This window comes from uncultured Mobiluncus sp., assembly GCF_947254095.1.
GTDB lineage: Bacteria > Actinomycetota > Actinomycetes > Actinomycetales > Actinomycetaceae > Mobiluncus.
Genome location: NZ_CAMYBV010000007.1, coordinates 27,693 through 45,065, shown reverse-complemented (window position 1 = coordinate 45,065; position 17,373 = coordinate 27,693). Strand labels below are relative to the sequence as shown.

Here is a 17,373-nt window from a genome sequence, read left to right as displayed (position 1 = left end):
CACTAAAATCGCAGCCGGATATTGGGTACTAGCGCGTGCCGGAAAACGGGTGCTGCGGACAATGTAGACTGAGGGCATGCCGCAGCGCCGTGAATACTGGGACTCCCGTCCTCTGTCCACTCCCTTGGGTTGGATGTATCTGGCGGCCAGCGAGCAGGGGTTGACGCGGTGTGTGTTAGGTGAAAATCCGACTAAAACGCACGCTCCAGGCAATAGTCTCCATACAAATACCGCACATCAGGCGCCTGAACTTAACGGACGCATCGCGACTGAATGCCCTATTCCCGGGATGCCAACTGCTGCTCGCAATCTTTGCAATCTGACAAGAAGCCAGCTTGAGGAATACTTTGCCGGCACCCGCCGCAGCTTCAGGATTCCGCTCGACCTGTCCGGCAGTGAGTTTCGCCGTCGTATCTGGCAGACCTGCGCCGCTATTTCCTACGGTCAAACCCGCACCTATTCTCAGTTGGCGGTGGAGGCTGGCAGTCCTGGCGCGGCGCGTGCTGTAGGCCAGGCTATGCATAGCAACCCAGTGGTAATCATCGTACCGTGCCACCGAGTCGTGGCGGCTCGTGGTCTGGGAGGATACGGGCCCGGGATTGAGATTAAACAATGGCTTTTGGACTGGGAGAGACAGCACGGACGCTAAAAACCTTGGCGGTTTCCCAGATGACCACTTCCGCAGAGGTCTCGGCACGCCGGCGGGCGCAGCCCGAAAAGCCCGTGAACTCGGATGGATCTAGACACGCCGCCTGTGCGTCCGAGCACCCAGACTATCTAAAATAGGTAAGGCTTACCTAAGCTTATTCTGATAGACTGGGAACATGAATGATGACAGCAATCTTCCGCAAAGCACCCGTGCCACTAAAATCGCAGCCGGACATTGGGTATTAGCACGTGCCGGAAAACGGGTACTACGTCCCGGAGGACTCAAACTTACCAACCGGATGCTCCAAGCAGCTGATATAACAGGAAAGAGAGTTGTAGAGTTTGCGCCCGGATTAGGCAAAACAGCCAAAATTATTATTGATGCGCCGGTCGAGTCCTATACAGGGGTAGATCAAGACCCGGACGCAGCCCAGCGGGTGCGAAACATCGTTGCAGACAGCGGCGGCAGAGTGGTACAGGCAGACGCCCAGGATACCGGTTTGGAGTCGCAATCGGCCCAGGTGGTGGTGGGTGAGGCGATGCTCACCATGCAAAGCGAGAAAAACAAAGAAAAAATCGTTTCAGAAGCATACCGCATACTAGAACCAGGCGGATGCTACGCGATTCACGAACTCGGGTTAACCCCTAACGATATAGACATGCAGCTAACGGATCAATTACGTAAGCGTCTTGCACAAGCTATTCGCGTGAACGCTCGTCCCCTCACCGAAAATGAATGGCGCAAGGTACTGGAAAATGCTGGTTTCGTTATTGAATGGGTTGGTTTTGAACCCATGGCTCTGCTGTCGCCACGGCGTAACCTAGCTGATGAAGGTCTCAAGGGAGTGTTGCGGATACTCAGTAATGTTCTACGCGATCGAGAGTTACGGGCGAGAATTTTAGAAATGCGAGCCACATTTAAGCACTACCGTAAGAATCTAACCGGAATTGCTATAATAGCTCGTAAACCCGGTAATGGTAATGAAGGTCAGAGGTGATTCATATATGGATTCAAAAGAAGAATTGGTTACTGCCGGTCTAGGATATATAGATAAACTTGCGGAACGAATTGAGTATTCCCCGAACTCTACTGTTTCTAAAACCCTGATGCGTGCAGAAGGGGTAAATGTTGTGCTATTTTCCTTCGACAGCGGCGAAGAACTATCAGAGCACACCGCTGCTATGCCGGTGATCGTGCAAACCCTGGAAGGGGAAATTGAAATCACCGCCGACGGCAAAACTGTAAAACTGCTTCCCGGCGGAATGGTGCACTTTTCTACCCGCTTACCACACGCAGTTAAAGCTTTGACTCCTGCAAAAATGGTTCTCTACATGCTCAGCGAGCAGGATAAATAACACCCTTTAGGTATCCGACGATACGAAAGCACTAAAATCAAGAAACTACAGCGTCACTATTGCGCCGTTTGCTTTTGATCAGCGGCACGAGTGGCGGTGAACAGCGAGTTGCGCAGCTCCTCCATTGCGTTATTGACCCCGCCGGGGTTGGACGGCAGCATCAGCGTCTGGGTGTTAGAGGCTTTCGCGACTTCCTGTAACGTATCGAAGTACTGGGTCAACAGCAGCATTTCTTGGGCTTCCGAACCAATCCCGGCATCGCGCAGGGATTCATACTGGCTGACCAGACCGTCCACGATAGCTTTGCGCTGAGCGGCGATACCTTCACCTTGCAGGCGCTTGTATTCCGCGTCGGCCTCAGCCTGTTTCACAATCTTGATTTTTTCGGCCTCAGCCAGGCTCACTGCTGCCTCGCGCTCCCGCTGGGCGGCGTTGATTGAGTTCATGGACGCCCGCACGGTCGGATCGGGGTTAATGTCAGTGACCAAAGTATTAATAATCGCAAAACCGTAGGCGTTCATAGCCGTAGCCAAGGTCGTCTCGACGTCTTGGGCAATTTGGTCCTTGGAAGAAAACGCCTCATCCAAGTCCAGTTTGGCCAGGGAGGTACGCACCCGGTCGTAAACGTAGGACTGAATCTGACGTTCTGGATTGGCCAGGCGATAGTAGGAATCAACCACGTTTTGAACCTGGTACTGCACCGAAACCGGAATCGTGACGAACACGTTGTCTTTCGTTTTGGTTTCCACTACGGAATCCAGCTGCATGATGCGCAGTGGAACTTTTTTCGCAATCTGATCCACGAACGGAATCTTTACCCGCAGACCGGGCAGAGCGACCTTGTGAAACTTACCAAAACGCTCAATCACGTAGTTCGTCTGTTGCTTCACCACAAAGAACATCCCGCCCGCGATGAGCAACACTAAGATGACGAGGGCGATAATCGACATCCCAAAAAGACCCCCGACAAAAGCCAAAAATGCTTCCATTTGCAAACCCTTTCAATCAACAAAAACCTAACCTTACAACCAACTTTAGCGCCTCACTTGCGTGATGGAAACTCGAAAATCCTGGTACCGACCCAGAACTGGACGAACATCATCACCACCATCAAACCAATCGTGGCAGCGAACGCCCAGGGTCCCAGAAAGAGGGTCATGGCGTAGGTGATTCCGCCGTACGCCACCAGCGCGGCAGCGGCGAGGGTGTCGGCTACGTTCAGAGCTGCGGAGACTTCGCCGTGGCGCTGGGGCGGGGTCAAGGAGAGGGCGTGGACAGTGGCCAGCGGGAAAATCAGGCCTTGACCCGAACCGGCGATGGCCCATCCCACCAGCACAAACCAGGGGCTGAAACCGGGCAAGACCGCCAGGAGCACCACCAGGGTGCCCGAAATTTGGATGATGGGACCGATGATAATCAGCCAGCGGCGGTGCGCCGGATCCACAATCCGGCCCTGAATCCATGAGCTAAATGCCCAGGTCATTGACGAAACCGTCATTGACAGGCCGGCCATGGTCGGTCCCCAACCGTGAATTTCTTTCAGCAGCAGGGGCAGGTAGAGGTCTACGGTGACGAAAGTGCCGTTCAACAGTCCGCGCATCGCCACGGTGGCGGGGACGCCACGCACCGCTAGGAAAGTGCCGGGAGGCAGAATGGGGCGAGCCGCAAAGAACAGCGCCAGGGTCAGGATGAGAGCGGAAATGATGAGCAGCGGAGAGACCGTTTCACGTTCCACCCCGGAGATAACTTGCAGGGCACCAATCAAGATGCCGCTAAAGATGGAACCCCAAAGCAGACTGGGAGAGGGACGAAACGGCACCGGGTCATGCAGCGGAGGAAATTGGCGAAATTTTGGCCACACTACCGGAAAAAACACCAGAAATAGGATTGGGCAAATTCCGAAAACGAAACGCCAATGCACATAGTCCACCAGGAATCCCGCCACCAGCGGGCCGACCAGGGAAGGCACCACCCAGGCGATGGCAAAGACCGCAAAAAAAGCCGGCTGCTTGTGCGGTAATACGTAGGAGCCCACCATCACGTAGAGGGGCACAATCAACAAACCTCCGCCCAAGCCCTGAATCGCGCGTCCCACCACGACAAACCAGATGTTGGGGGCGAAACTCGCCACCAGCAGTCCGCCGGTGAAAGCCACGATACCCGTGTAAATTACCGGTTTCGGGCCTCTGGTATCGACCCAAGCTCCGGCCAGGGCGGTGGTGATTAACTGGGTGGACATGGAGATTCCGGCCGCCAGCGCGAACAGATTTTTACCGTCTAGGCGGTCCACGATGAAAGGCATGGCTGTGTTCACCGCGATTGCTTCAAAAGCAACCAAGGTAATCATCCCGGTAGCGATGATTTTAAACCAGGCTGCTAGGTAACCGCTGAGATAGTTATTTCCCTTGTCCTCAGCTGACTTCTGGTTGCGTCCCGATGCTTCCACGCCGTCCACGGATCTACTCACTCCCTCATCACTCAAAAAATCTCCCTGCCGGAACCCTAGGTTAAGGCTCCGACAGGGAGTTGGCAAAAAATATTCGGTCTCCCCAGATTACAGATCAGAGGCCTTCAAGTAAGGCTGGTAGCGGTGGCATTTCACCGGAATCTGCCAGGACAAACGATCCTCTTGCAGCTCTTTCAGCACCAGCTGCAGCGCCACATCACTATAGGTCATGTTTTGGTGTCGATGCGCATCCGCCGGGCACACGTCTTGGAGCACCACGTTATTTACGTTGCTGCCTTCCAGGAATTCGCTGGTGTAGGGGGTGACGACCGTGTCTAACTTGGTGGTAATCACGGTGTAGTCGATGTTCGGGTAAACTTCAATACCATCGTTGAGCTGGTTAAAGAACCCCGAACCAACCAGCTGCTGCATTAAACCGGTCTGGTTGGAACTGTGAAACACTTTGTCGTCAAGGCTCGGGATTTCCTGGCGCAGCCAGTTAACTAGGTTCAGCATTCCTCCCAAGGTCGTGCCGTGGTTGTTCGGGGTCAGGCCAATGAGCTGGTCGACTTTCTGGTCCCCGCCGTACCACTTGATGTAAGCCCGCGGCAGCGCTCCACCGCCTTGGGAATGGCCCACCAAGTCAACCTTTGTGGCGCCGGTAGCCGCCAAGACCCGATCCACAAAGCCGGCCATAAACGCTGCGCTTTGCTTGATGTCGCCGCTGAAGGCTTTTGAATCGTTGATGACGGTTTCGCCCTTAGCGTTCTTTGAGGTCGCAGGGTTGTAGTTAAACGTAAATACGCAGTAACCTGCCTGTTTCAAGCGTGGAGACATGTAAGACCAGGCTCCGAAAGCATCATTGCTGGTACCCGGAATTAAGACGACCGGTTCCGTGCCTGGGGCTGGCTTGCAGTTGAAATCATTAGCGCCCAAAGGCGTCATCCCCGGATGCAAAGCGGCCTGGCTCAAACCCACCATTGCCGTGTGATAATCAGGGCCATATCCATTGGCGGGGATTCCTCCCGGGGAACTTGGGGCTTCAATGCCACCAATATTGTCAATAGTGGGACCCGCAGGAGCCGGAAGAGCCAGAGCCGCATTGGCGCTCAGACCCAACCCTAGAAATGCTGCCCCAGCTGCCGCCGCGATACGAGTTAGCTTCTTCAACTCTGTCTCCTTCTCAGTTTGGATTGTCACAAGTTTCCAGGGACTGTTTTTCGTGCTGAGGCGGTTTTCCCGCCGAGCCCACTCTGCCAGTTCCTTGAATAAATCCTAAAAGGAACCTGAAAGAAAAACAACTCTTTGTTCCTGACAAACAGAGAATATTTTTCCTAGTCAGGACGGGTTCAAAAGCGCGACTGGGCAGGTTCGCGCCGCCGCAAACCCTCCCGCACTCACTTTCCGCCGTCGTGGGTGGGTTTCCAGTGAGAACCGACCGTCCGGGTGTCCCCCGTGACAATGGTCAGGTCGTTACGTATGTTTGAACCGGTCAACATACCGCGAGCTATCGGGATTAGTTTATGAGCCACCGCTATCCGCACCAGCGGCACAATCAGCTCGGCGGCGTGAGCGGGGACTCGTCCGATATACGTTTTCTTGTCGAGATAGGCGCCCAAGCCACCGTCGTCCTCCCGTATCCACAGAGCCACCGGCACCGTCTTGCCAGTAGAAATATAGGGATGGAGCGGACCGATGTGTTCATCGTAGTCCTCCAAGGGGATTTCTTCCCCCGGGGGTAAAATCGTGAAAGCTTTTTTCGGGAACATATTGACCGGACCTACCCCGCCTACGGGAGGTAAACTCAAGGTCACCCGGTTTGCCAACCGCGACTTGGTGCGTTGAGCCCACAGGTGGCAAGGCACCACCAGATTGAGTTCTTGGGAATCCAAGCCATTGAGTTCCACCACGTATTTGCCAGCGGTAGCGTGATCCAAATAGCCCACGAAGTGGCCTTGCACCCACACGCAGACGGCCGCGTAATCATCAGGATTGTTCCGGTCACGCACCAGGTAAGCCCAGTCGTCAAACTCCGCGCCATGAATATCGTCAACGTTGTATCCGGCGAACAGCGCCGCGAAATCGTCTTGCAGCTCCAGCGAGTCCTCGACAGTGGCAAACGTTGACGGCGCTTCCCACCCGGCAAAACTTTTGACATATGGACGGACTGGACCGCTCGTAACAGGCCTACCCTTAGAAAACAACCCCACGCCGTTCCCCTTTCGCTAGTTTTACCTGCATTCTTTACGTTTTTACGCGGTGAACCTAGTTTCAAGCATAACCAAAAACGTTACGCTCCAAGCCTGGTTGACGGCCTTTCCCGAAGTTTCCTAAGGAATTCCGAGGCGTTTGCCGCCAGTTTCGAGGTGTATTCAGTTGACTTCCTGGCAGTTTTTCGGTGCCCGCGGATAGTGTCCCAAGTTGCCATCGCTGAGGTTATCTTTCGAGAGCGCACCTTGGAACTGTTCGCCCAGCAAGACGTTAATCTCTGAGCCGCGATTCAAGTCAATCCTGACGTCGGCTTCCGGCAGCGCCCGCGCCAACGAAAACGCTTTTGCCACATTGGCCTTGCTGGTATTAATCCGGGCTGCCCCGGCGTAGGAATCCGGCGAGTTACCAACCGTATTGACCTTGACTCCAAAGTCTTTCAGCCGCTGTGCCGTCTGCGTAGCCAGACCGTTTTGGGAAGAACCGTTGAATATATTTACCGTCACCCCTTGCAGGGAAACCGGCTTTCCTTTCGGGGGGCACGGCGGCACTTTCGCCTTGGCCTCCTCGGACAAAACGAAAGAATTACCGAAAGGCAGGGACACTAAACCCATAGCAAAAGGTAGGGAAACCACCAAAACCGCCGCCATCGCCAGAACTATCCAGCCAAAAATCACGGTTTGGCGCGCCAGAGTGTGACGCCGCCGCTTGGCGCGTATTTCCTGAGATTCACCCTGGCCTATCAGGTCCTTCGCTTCAATCCTGGGCATCGCTTCTTCCTTGCGCGTCTCGCAGTTCTTGATCCGCGTGACGCTTCGAGTAGGCCTCCGAATGCAATTCCGTTCCAGCCGGGGCGGAAGCCGGGGAGGCTTGCTCCAGCTTGGTGCCACGAACGTTAGAAATCGCCCGCATGACGTGATACATGATGATGGCACCGAAAGAACCCATCGCGATACCCTCGAACTTTACGTCACCAATGACCAAGGTGTAGTTCGCGATAGCCATCACCATCGCCACCGCGGCCGTATTCAGGTTCACCGGGTCAGCGAAATCTACCTGGTTCTGAACCCAGATACGCACCCCCAGCATCCCAATCATGCCGTACAGAATCGTCGCGGCTCCGCCCAGAACCCCCGGCGGAATGGTGGCGATAATCTCACCAAACTTGGGCAGCAAAGACAGGGCCAAAGCCCCGATAGCAGCAACGATATAAGCCACGGTGGAATAGACCCGAGTCGCGGCCATAACGCCGATGTTTTCCGCGTAGGTGGTCGTACCGGAACCGCCGCCGCTGCCGGCAATCATGGTGGACAAACCGTCCGCAATCAAAGCCCGCCCCGTCAGGTCGTCGAGGTTCTGACCGGTCATGGCGGACACAGACTTTACGTGTCCCACGTTTTCGGCGATGAGTACCAGCACTACCGGAAGGAACAAGCCCAGCAAGGCGGGGCTAAACGCCGGGGCGTGGAAAGTCGGCAGGCCCACCCAGTCGGCCTTGCTGATAGCTTCAAAGTTCACTTCGTGACGAATCACTGCCGTCGCATATCCGATGAGTACCCCGATGAGAATCGACAACCGCCCAATGATGCCTTTGAACAGAACGGTAATCAGCAGGACGGACAGAATGGTCACAGTGGCCGTCACCGGAGCCTGTTTCACGTTGTTCCAAGCCGAAGGAGCTAGGTTGAAACCAATCAAAGACACGATGGCACCCGTCACGATCGGCGGCATAATCCGGTCAATCCAAGTCGCACCCGCGAAATGAACCAACACCCCGACCAACAGCAGCAGGGCACCAGCGGAAATCACCCCGCCTTGTGCCAGAGCCATCTTGCCGGAGTCAATAGGTGCCCCGCCGCCGGAAACGTAACCGGTTACCGCACCGATAGGAGCAATCAACGCAAAGGACGAACCCAAATACGAAGGCAGACGCCCTGAGGTGATGAGGATGAACAGGATGGTTCCCACACCCGTAAAGAACAGTGTGGTTGCGGGAGAAAACCCGGTCAGCAACGGAACCAGGAAGGTCGCGCCGAACATAGCAACAATGTGCTGAGCCCCGATGCCTATGGTTCGCGGCCAGGTCAAACGCTCATTGGGCTGAACGACCTCACCGGTCGTGATGCGCTTGCCGTCCCCATGCAATTTCCACTTGAAATTGCCGGTTTTCGTTTCTGACATTTTTCGTCCTTCCTTGCAGACTCCCGGATTTTGTCCCTCTCATCCTAGTACGGCCCCGGGCGCGCAAAAAAACGCCTGTTGCGTTAGGCTAAACGGGTGAGCGATGCCTATGTTTCGGATTTTCCCGGCCTGGAAAAGGTCGACCCGCGAGAGGTTTTTTCCCGAACCGGGTACAGGGATTCGACACAAAAAATCCCCGGCGTCGTCATCACACTGTTTGTGATTGCCCTAGCCAGTTTCCTGGTACCAGTGTTTTTTTCAATAGCCGCCGTAGTCGTGGCGGTGCTGTCTGGCGGGATGCTGCGGGTGCGTACGCTTTCCTCCGAGCATCTTCCCGGCGATGGGCTGCTACGGGCCGCGTTCGGGCTGTCGTTCCTGTCGATAGCTTGGGGCTCAGTATGGTTCCTGGCTTGGATAATCACTAAAGTTACTGTGACTGTCGTCCCGTTTTAGCCGCTACACCCCCGACCTCAGTTCGAGGAAAGCGCTCCGTATCAGTCGACAAAATTACTCGTCGGCAGGCTCGTCAGGAATTTCAGAGGACAGCAGACGGCGAACCTGGAACTTTTGAATCCAAGTGGTCCACAAGATACCGCAAAGCGTGGTGACGACAAATGCAATAACAGCCAGCCAGGGTTGTCCCACCAGAGCGCGCGCCACGATAATGGCGGACAACAAACCAATGGGCATAAAAGACCCCAACCAAATCACCTTGTACCCGGTCGGATCATAGAAACGTCCCGAACCGATACGACTGGCGAAAGAGTAGGTGAACAGCAACACAATCGCCATCAACACGGTAAAGGCAATCAAGGAAAGAAACGCGTTCAAAGCGGACACGGCCGCCCCGCATACGCCACCGAACAAGGAAATTACCCAACGAATCCATCGGGGAATCGCTACAATCCGAGCCAGCACCTGTCGGGCGTGTTCGGGATCACGAATGGACTCCATGATTAGGCTGATTTCGTACCCGGTGTAATACGACGGGTGTTCGCGGGCGATGTAGGGAATCTCGTAACGGGCGTCCACTTCGGGCACTTCGCCTACGGCCAGACCTACGGCTCGCATTTGCAGGCCGTCAGAATCTTCGATTTCTTTAGGGCTCAGAATCGTCGCCGCAGCCATATTTGACACGGGTTGACCCAGCAGTTCCTTGAGAGACGGACCCGCATTCGGATCACCGGGAAGACTGAGGCTCCCCAACATTCCTTCGGATTTGTTTTCCCTCTGGCTGGCATCGCGCTTTTTACGTCGGGATGCTCGACCGACCACGGCGGGCTGGTCAGAACCCAAGGTCGGCATATTAAACGGCACCCGCGCGCGGATGTCTTGCAAATCAGGATACTGTTCCTCGGCGCGCTGCACCACCATACGAGGATCCATGGGTTGGGGTGTATACCGCGGAACCGACGTCCCCATGGGGGGGTATCCCTCGGGCTGCGGAACAGTTCCTGCCTGACTAAAATCAACCGGCTGGTTTTGAGCCGGGTATCCAGGATATTGGGGATATTCAGAACCGCTGGGAGCAGGCCCCGAGCCACCGGAGAAAGGCGGCTGAGCCATATTGGGATTCCCGTAGCCGTAACCAGCGTATGCACTAGGATTCAGGGGCTGGCTGTTCGGGTCATAAGCCGGCATCCCCATCGGTGCCGCTGGCGGCATTCCCATCACATCGTTCATACCATCAGGTTCCCCATTGAGAGGTACCGCCCCACCGTCGTAGGGTGCCGCCGGGTCGTTGAGAGGCACCGCACCTCCCCTGGGGACGTTGCGGGAAACCATATTGTCACTGCCAGCAGCGCCGTCGTAGCTCTGGAGAGGAACTGCCGCAGAATCAAGCGGAACCGCACCTGCCGGAGTGCCGCCCAGAGAAACCAGATTCGGGTTGGCATTTGCAGGCTTGGGCGCAGGTCTGCCTCCCTGACCGCTACCGGGCACGTTCACGCCAGTCATAAACCTGTAATCCTCCTTGAGCATACAAATACCTGGATACCATTGTACAAGGTTGGAACAGGTGGGGTCGCGTGATTCTGTAAAGAAGAATTAAACTCTTCCCCATTCTTTAGGTCACTACCTTCTCGGCGCGGCGAGTTGGCCCCCGCCGTCCAACATACCCGGGCAAACCTCGATTTATGCAGGCTTCGCCCGATTAGTGCCCCAGCAGTCTCACCAAGATACCCAGCCGCAGCCCTGTCAGCTTCTCGCGGCGAACCTTAATTTGCCGAACTGACAATGTTTAGGTATCTTTTTATGGCGTTGTTTTTATAGACAGCCGCACAAGCGCGAGTGGCGGAATTGGTAGACGCGCACGGTTCAGGTCCGTGTCCCAGTGATGGGGTAGGGGTTCAACTCCCCTTTCGCGCACGTCTCCGGGATTTCCCGGTCTGACCCAGCGCCGGTTTCACGGTCGGTTTTGCTGGGTTTTTTCTTATTTCCCAAATGTTTATTATTCTTTCATTGTTAACATGACATCGAGGGAAAGGGATATCATGAACAAATTTTTCACTCGTGCCGCCGCATTTTTCGGCGCAGGCGCTTTGGCTATTTCTTTGACCGCTTGCGGCGGGGGCGGCACCGGTGACGCAAATGTTTTGACCGTAGGTGCTTCTCCCACCCCGCACGCCAAGATTCTGAAGTACCTGCAGGATTCCGGCGCTGCTGAAAAGGCTGGAATCACTATTAAAGTTCAAGAATTTTCTGATTACATCCAGCCCAACGAGGCTCTGAAGTCTGGGGACCTCGACGCTAACTATTACCAGACTGTGCCCTACCTTGAGGAGCAATCGGCCTCTCGCGGCTACAAGTTCACCGCCAGCAAGGGCGTTCACCTAGAGCCGATGGGCATCTACTCCAGCAAAATCAAGAGTCTCGACGAACTCAAAGATGGCGCCAAAATTGCCATCATCAACGACCCGTCAAACCAGGCACGCCAGCTCAACTTGCTGGCAGCTAACAATTTGCTCCAGCTCAAGGGCATGAAAGACATCTCGGTCGTGAACGTTAAGGCTAAGCCGGCGGCTAATCCTCACGGTTTCCAGTTCACCGAAGTTGACGGCGCTTCCGAACCAGCCCTACTTCCTGACGTGGACATCGCCGTTATCAACGGAAACTTCGCGCAAGGCGGGGGTCTGAAGCCCTCTGACGCTTTGACTTTGGAAGACCCGAAGGGCAACCCAGCGGTGAACGTCCTGGTGTGGCGTGCTGACGAAAAGGACAAGCTCGACGCCATTAAGAAACTTGACGAGCTGCTGCATTCTGACGTGACCAAGAAGTACATTGAAGACACCTGGCCCGATCAATCGGTCCTCCCGGCGTTCTGATAATATCTGGCTCAAAATATTGGCGGTCAAGGCTTTCCTTGACCGCCAATATTTTAAAATCTCAGTTCAGACCAGCCCGTAGAGACGATCTCCGGCATCACCCAAACCGGGCACAATGTAGGAATCCTCGTTCAGATGGTCATCCACCCCAGCCACGACAACCGTCACTTCCGCCCGGTCACCCACCGCATCAGTCACGGCCTTAATCCCCTCAGGAGCAGCCAGGATACACGTGCAGGTGACATCTCGAGCGCCACGTTCCAACACGTAGTTGATGGCCGCAACCAAGGTTCCCCCCGTCGCCAGCATCGGGTCAACGATGAAGCACTGGCGCCCAGACAGGTCGCTGGGCAACCGGTTAGCGTAGGTTTCAATCGCGAGGGTTTGTTCGTCACGTTTCATTCCCAAAAATCCGACTTCCGCGGTCGGTAGCAAGCGAGTCATGCCTTCCAGCATCCCCAAACCAGCGCGCAAAATCGGAATCACGATGGGGCGCGGGTCTGCCATGACCTGGCCTTGTGTCTTGGTGATAGGGGTTTCTACGTCAATCGTCTCTACCCGAACATTGCGGGTTGATTCGTAGGCCAACAAAGTCATCAACTCGTCCACGAGCTGGCGAAACATCGGCGACGGGGTGTTTTTGTCGCGCAACAGGGTCAATTTATGGTTAATCAGCGGATGGTCCGCAACATATAAGTGCATGGTTTTAACTTACCGCGAAAGCACCTCGCCTCGCGTGAAGTTCACTCGGGCGGTTAGAGTTACTTTATGGTTTCCTCCAGTGTTCCTTCTGTTCCCAACTTTTCCGCCGATTCCTCCGGGAATTCACTAGGCGGGGGCGCGGCTTACGGTTTGTCCCCAGCAGAAGTGCGGGCGTTGGATACCGCGTTTCATCTAGCTCAGCAGGCGGGGCAGAGCGGAGACGTTCCGGTCGGGGCTGTCGTGTTAACCCCGGAGGGGATAGTGGCGGGATTGGGGCTGAACCAGCGCGAGTGTCCGCCTTACGATCCCAGCGCTCACGCGGAAATTGTGGCGCTGCGGGAGGCCGCGGGCCGGCTGGAACGTTGGAATCTCAAAGATTGCACCCTGGTGGTGACGCTGGAACCTTGCACGATGTGTGCCGGGGCCATCGTGAACGCCCGCATCTCGCGGCTCATTTTCGGCGCTTGGGATCCGAAAGCCGGAGCCTGCGGGTCGGTGCGCGATGTGGTGCGGGATAGCCGGCTCAACCATCAGGTGGAAGTCAGAGGCGGGGTGGATGAACCTCGGGTAAAAGCCCTGTTGAGTGGGTTCTTTGGGGAGCGCAGGTAGGTTTCGGCACGGCTCGGTCAGACCGTAAGTTTCTCGACGACTTGCCGCAAGGAATCTTCGTCCCCCACGTTGCCCGGAAAGACCACGTAAGGAATGCCCGCCCCCAGGCCTTCTGGGGCGCTCCAAAGCGACACCAACCCCTCCAACATGGGACCACGCACCCAAGCGCGACGTATCTCCAGGCCTTTCGCCGCCACATCCGAAGACGTAATCCCCCCTTTTGCCACCACAAACTGCGGTTTCACCCTGCCGATGACTCCCTGCACGACGCGCACCACCGCTTGTGAAACCAGGCGGGCAATGCGCAGCGAATCGGCCTGGTCCTGGCCTTTTACCAGGTTTCGGGAGGTGTAAACCACTACTGAACCGCTCTCTAAGGCCCGGCAGACTTCGCTTACGACCTGCTGGATAAATGCGTCGGGGTTATCCTGGCTGATAACCGCCGCCACCTCGATTTCCACCTGTTTCAGAGGAACGCGTGACTCTAATCGAGTCAGTTGCCGGGTCGTCAGTCCCACGTGGGAACCCACCACTATGAGCCCGCCCGGAACGGGGGTCCGGCCAGACGTCGAATCGGGAATCCGCGTCAAAGCGATGTCCGGGGCCTGCAGTGGCCGAGGAATGTCTTGCCCCAGACGAGCCCGCACGAAAGAGGGACCGGTGCGATAGATAAACCGTTTCCCCTGTGCTTCGGCCCGCATCACCGCTAAAGCCAAGAGCCGCAGGTCATCCTCCGTGGAGGCATCGCAGATAAGCGGTTGGAGGTTTGAGGCGGATAGTAGCTTTCGCAACGACTCGTCCCCCGCGTCCTGCTGACGCAAATCCTGCAAGTCAATGCGGATAACCGCTTCAGTCCGGTATTGGCCCGCGGATTTTTCCTCGACCCACTGCGCCAAATCAGACTGTTTATACCCAAAGGTCGCGTCCTTAGCGAACTCGGATTGACCTACCGGAATGAAACCTTCGCTCGGTGAACCGGTATAGTGAACCCCGCCAACAGTGACGCGGCCAGCCTCAGGAAACGCCGGCACGATGATGACCCCGTCAACCGTTTGGCCCCGCTTTTCTAGCTCGGAGCCAATCGTGTTGGGTTCCAGCGGGAAATGCCCGCGCAAGGTGGAATCAGACCGGGAAATAAACGCAACTTCCCGCCCCAGTGTCGCGCCCGCACGAGTGGCGGCAACCACAATTTCCCGGTTAATCCGCCTAGCTGAATCCGGATCCAGAGACCGGGTATTGGTCACCACGTACACAGCTGGCGCGGCGGTGCCCAGAGCCCAGAGAAAATCCGTTTCGTCCCACTTCATCAGCACCGGTAAGTCACAAACTGATTGGCTGCCAGTAGGGTCGTCGTCGAGTACCACAGAGAAGGGGCCGGGATGGTCCGCCTGGGCTTGGCGCACCTGAGATGCGGATACGGCAAGCGGCGCCGGCCATCCTTTCGTCAGCTCCTCCAGACTCACCAAGGCTGCCGGAGTATCGCTAGGTTTAGCCATAAACCCTCCCAAAATTGCGGTAGAGGTGGGATTTGAACCCACGGTGGGTTGCCCCACACAGCATTTCGAGTGCTGCACCTTCGGCCGCTCGGACACTCTACCTGGTCGCGCTTTTCAGCACGAGCCATGATTTTACCATGAAGCCGCGGGGGAAATCTTGTGGCGGTTCCACGTGCGCACAGTCCGGGTGCTGCCGAGAGTTTGTCTGGATGGTTTAACCTGTCAATATCGTTGCAAACACGGCAGTTTTCTGCGTTTGTCGTCTTGATACCTTCGCTACGCCATCGGTCGGGATTGGGGGAAACGTAAAAATCGGCAGAGTGTCCGAAATATGCTCTACAATTTGGTTTTCGGGATTTCCTGGAAATGACCCATTTGACACCAGTCACACGAAAGGCTCGATATGTCAGTCGACCGCGACCTGAATCTTCCCCTGCCCCCGGCTCGCACGCCGGTTCTGGCCATCATTACCGCCGCGATGGAGGACGAAGCCACGCCCTTGTGGGACCTGGCTCAAGGCGGGGGGAATCTGGTGCGTTTAGGCGCGAAAGGCACCCTGCAGCTGCTCCAGATTGAGGACGCTACGATTGCCCTGTTGACAACCGGAATCGGGCTGGTCAACGCGGCCAGTTCGCTGGCCACAGCCCTGACATATGTTTCCCCTCGCTACATTTTTAGCTGCGGTTCGGCTGGCGGTTTGGATGCGGATTCACAAGTCCGGGACGTAGTCGCGGCGTCGTCTTGCCTGTTTTCCACCGCCGATGCCCGCGAATTTGGTTACGCTCTGGGTCAGATCCCGGGAATGCCCGAACGTTATTTAGCTGACGGAGACCTGCTGGGTCGTTTTCATGCTCTGCCCGACCAACTGGCTGGGTCGCGCACCCGCAGCGGGGAGTTTCTCTCCGCTGACCAATTCGTGGGCACCGAAACCGCCCTGCAGCTGCGGGAACGCTACCCCGAGGCGACCACAGTCGATATGGAATCAGCGGCTTTGGCGCAGGTCGCTTACGGGGCTGAGGTTCCCTTCTTGGCGATTCGGGGAATCAGTGATTTGTGTGGACCCGAAGCGGCGGCGGAAAACTACGCTCGAGCCGGGGACGTAGCCCGCCTGAGCTTCCTGGTGGCGCTGTGCCTGTTGGGGCTGCGCGAACCTGAGGAAATCAAATAACGTCCGGTTTTCCGACGTAAACGAAGACCTCGGCTTCAGTGGGAATAGATGCGGCCCCACTCTTCTCTGTGATCAAGCATCTTTTGTGCCGCGGCTTGAGCTCCGGCCAAGCTGTGGTTCTGGCCCCACCCGCACTGGACTTCATTCGCAGCCGGTACCTCGGTCATGTTAACTACGTCAACCAGGGTTGCTTCCAATATCGACATAAATTCCGCTGGTTGAAGACCTAAAGTCATCGCATAAAATCCCGTTTGGCAGCCCATCGGCGAGAAATCCAGCAGTTTATCCGTGTGGTCACGCATATGCTCAGCCACACTGTGCTCCAAGGAGTGCACCACCGGCATATCCAGATGCTCTACATTGGGCTGGCAAAACCGTACGTCGTACTTGATGAACTCGTCCCCGCCGGGCAGAGTCTCCTGGTGTGCCACCCGCACAAACGGCGCCTTTACCTTGGTGTGATCCAGCTGAAAAGATTCCACGTTAGTTTTCTCGATTTCCATAGTTAAAATTCTATAGCTTCCCCGACACGCCGGCGACACGCCGAAGCCGTCATTTTTATAAAAAATTCTTTTTACACCGCTTGTGGATAACTACACCCATGTAACTTACCCTTACTACGTGGACTAACGCCGCTATGCACAAGCTCGTCCACAGCAGGAATCGGACTTGTCCACAGGCGGCAGGGAGAGAAAACCGACCACTACATATAGTGGTGGTAGACACACCCGCCCCCAAGGTGTAGTGTTTTGAACTCGACAGGACTTTTCAGTGCTGATAGAATAACAACGTTGTAGTTTTCCCTTCGTGGTTCCCGAAAACGCCGCGGGAGGACTACACACCGGGAGAGAGATGTGGAGGAAGTTTCGAGATGAGTATCACTCTTTACACGAAACCTAACTGTGTTCAGTGCAACGCAACGAAGCGCGCTTTGGACAAACAGGGTCTGTACTACGAAACCGTCGACCTGACCGAGGACGTGAACGCTCTCGATCACATCAAGAGCCTGGGGTTCCAACAGGCCCCCGTTGTTTTTGCCGGAGACGACTCCTGGTCCGGATTCCGTCCCGATAAAATCAAGGCTCTCGCCGCCGCGGCCCTCACGGCCGCCGCCGTCTAAACGCAACACCTCGGTCCGCCCGCTCCGCGCCATCGGCTCGGAGTTACGCACCGCGCCTCCGCACCGTCAGCGCGACCGACACACCTTGTGAATCCGCTAGAAAAAGCATCTAAGTA

18 protein-coding genes and 2 tRNA genes are annotated in these 17,373 nt (G+C 56.0%); 9 read left to right on the top strand and 11 right to left on the bottom strand.

The window, feature by feature from the left end; all coding sequences use genetic code 11:
• Positions 1-76: 76 nt before the first annotated feature.
• From Q0X47_RS03645 to Q0X47_RS03635, 3 genes are all read left to right on the top strand, one after another.
• A complete protein-coding gene (locus tag Q0X47_RS03645) occupies positions 77-649 on the top strand; it encodes a methylated-DNA--[protein]-cysteine S-methyltransferase (RefSeq protein ID WP_297723007.1) in 573 nt (190 codons plus the stop codon).
• Between the two features lie 175 nt (positions 650-824).
• The gene (locus Q0X47_RS03640) at positions 825-1,646 is read left to right on the top strand and encodes a class I SAM-dependent methyltransferase (protein ID WP_297723005.1); all 822 of its coding nucleotides are present in this window, start codon (positions 825-827) and stop codon (positions 1,644-1,646) included.
• Between the two features lie 7 nt (positions 1,647-1,653).
• A complete protein-coding gene (locus tag Q0X47_RS03635) occupies positions 1,654-2,004 on the top strand; it encodes a cupin domain-containing protein (protein WP_297723003.1) in 351 nt (116 codons plus the stop codon).
• 56 nt (positions 2,005-2,060) lie between these two features.
• On the opposite strand, the gene Q0X47_RS03630 is transcribed toward Q0X47_RS03635, so the two are convergent.
• The 6 genes from Q0X47_RS03630 to Q0X47_RS03605 form a co-directional block, all read right to left on the bottom strand.
• Positions 2,061-2,993, bottom strand: a complete 933-nt coding sequence (locus Q0X47_RS03630; protein WP_296180081.1) for an SPFH domain-containing protein — start codon at positions 2,991-2,993, stop codon at positions 2,061-2,063.
• 53 nt (positions 2,994-3,046) lie between these two features.
• Complete coding sequence (locus Q0X47_RS03625; RefSeq protein ID WP_297723001.1) at positions 3,047-4,486, bottom strand: MFS transporter; 1,440 nt, start codon at positions 4,484-4,486, stop codon at positions 3,047-3,049.
• A 72-nt stretch (positions 4,487-4,558) separates the two neighbouring features.
• On the bottom strand, positions 4,559-5,620 hold the full coding sequence (locus Q0X47_RS03620) for a triacylglycerol lipase (protein WP_297723000.1): 1,062 nt from the start codon (positions 5,618-5,620) through the stop codon (positions 4,559-4,561).
• Between the two features lie 227 nt (positions 5,621-5,847).
• Positions 5,848-6,660, bottom strand: coding sequence for a hypothetical protein (locus Q0X47_RS03615; protein ID WP_297722998.1), 813 nt, complete (start codon positions 6,658-6,660; stop codon positions 5,848-5,850).
• A 162-nt stretch (positions 6,661-6,822) separates the two neighbouring features.
• The gene (locus Q0X47_RS03610; RefSeq protein WP_297722996.1) at positions 6,823-7,428 is read right to left on the bottom strand and encodes a LytR C-terminal domain-containing protein; all 606 of its coding nucleotides are present in this window, start codon (positions 7,426-7,428) and stop codon (positions 6,823-6,825) included.
• On the bottom strand, positions 7,415-8,839 hold the full coding sequence (locus Q0X47_RS03605; protein ID WP_297722995.1) for a uracil-xanthine permease family protein: 1,425 nt from the start codon (positions 8,837-8,839) through the stop codon (positions 7,415-7,417). Before Q0X47_RS03605 ends, Q0X47_RS03610 begins: the two co-directional genes overlap by 14 nt.
• Before the next feature lie 96 nt (positions 8,840-8,935).
• Between Q0X47_RS03605 and Q0X47_RS03600 the strand changes: the two genes are divergently transcribed.
• Positions 8,936-9,292 carry a hypothetical protein gene (locus tag Q0X47_RS03600; RefSeq protein WP_297722993.1) on the top strand — a complete coding sequence of 119 codons (357 nt, stop codon included), beginning with the start codon at positions 8,936-8,938 and terminating at the stop codon, positions 9,290-9,292.
• Positions 9,293-9,346: 54 nt separating this feature from the next.
• Here the strand turns inward: Q0X47_RS03600 and Q0X47_RS03595 are convergent, their stop codons facing one another.
• On the bottom strand, positions 9,347-10,795 hold the full coding sequence (locus Q0X47_RS03595) for a hypothetical protein (RefSeq protein WP_297722991.1): 1,449 nt from the start codon (positions 10,793-10,795) through the stop codon (positions 9,347-9,349).
• 327 nt (positions 10,796-11,122) lie between these two features.
• Here Q0X47_RS03595 and Q0X47_RS03590 point away from each other — a divergent pair.
• Both Q0X47_RS03590 and Q0X47_RS03585 read left to right on the top strand, forming a co-directional pair.
• Positions 11,123-11,206, top strand: a tRNA-Leu gene (locus Q0X47_RS03590).
• Between the two features lie 125 nt (positions 11,207-11,331).
• Positions 11,332-12,162 carry a MetQ/NlpA family ABC transporter substrate-binding protein gene (locus Q0X47_RS03585; protein ID WP_297722989.1) on the top strand — a complete coding sequence of 277 codons (831 nt, stop codon included), beginning with the start codon at positions 11,332-11,334 and terminating at the stop codon, positions 12,160-12,162.
• A 66-nt stretch (positions 12,163-12,228) separates the two neighbouring features.
• On the opposite strand, the gene upp is transcribed toward Q0X47_RS03585, so the two are convergent.
• A complete protein-coding gene (gene upp, locus Q0X47_RS03580) occupies positions 12,229-12,864 on the bottom strand; it encodes a uracil phosphoribosyltransferase (protein WP_297722987.1) in 636 nt (211 codons plus the stop codon).
• A 66-nt stretch (positions 12,865-12,930) separates the two neighbouring features.
• Here upp and Q0X47_RS03575 point away from each other — a divergent pair, with 66 nt between their 5' ends.
• Positions 12,931-13,473, top strand: coding sequence for a nucleoside deaminase (locus Q0X47_RS03575; RefSeq protein ID WP_297722985.1), 543 nt, complete (start codon positions 12,931-12,933; stop codon positions 13,471-13,473).
• A 17-nt stretch (positions 13,474-13,490) separates the two neighbouring features.
• Here the strand turns inward: Q0X47_RS03575 and Q0X47_RS03570 are convergent, their stop codons facing one another.
• Entirely contained in the window at positions 13,491-14,969 is a 1,479-nt protein-coding gene (locus tag Q0X47_RS03570) for a four-carbon acid sugar kinase family protein (RefSeq protein ID WP_297722983.1), read from the bottom strand.
• A 17-nt stretch (positions 14,970-14,986) separates the two neighbouring features.
• Positions 14,987-15,071, bottom strand: a tRNA-Ser gene (locus Q0X47_RS03565).
• A 301-nt stretch (positions 15,072-15,372) separates the two neighbouring features.
• Between Q0X47_RS03565 and mtnN the strand changes: the two genes are divergently transcribed.
• On the top strand, positions 15,373-16,137 hold the full coding sequence (gene mtnN / locus Q0X47_RS03560) for a 5'-methylthioadenosine/S-adenosylhomocysteine nucleosidase (RefSeq protein ID WP_297722981.1): 765 nt from the start codon (positions 15,373-15,375) through the stop codon (positions 16,135-16,137).
• 35 nt (positions 16,138-16,172) lie between these two features.
• Here mtnN and Q0X47_RS03555 read toward each other — a convergent pair whose 3' ends face one another.
• Positions 16,173-16,640, bottom strand: coding sequence for an S-ribosylhomocysteine lyase (locus Q0X47_RS03555; protein ID WP_297722979.1), 468 nt, complete (start codon positions 16,638-16,640; stop codon positions 16,173-16,175).
• Positions 16,641-17,008: 368 nt separating this feature from the next.
• Between Q0X47_RS03555 and nrdH the strand changes: the two genes are divergently transcribed.
• Positions 17,009-17,257 (top strand): glutaredoxin-like protein NrdH, encoded by a 249-nt coding sequence (nrdH, locus tag Q0X47_RS03550; RefSeq protein ID WP_297722977.1) that lies wholly within the window; start codon positions 17,009-17,011, stop codon positions 17,255-17,257.
• Positions 17,258-17,373 lie beyond the last annotated feature (116 nt).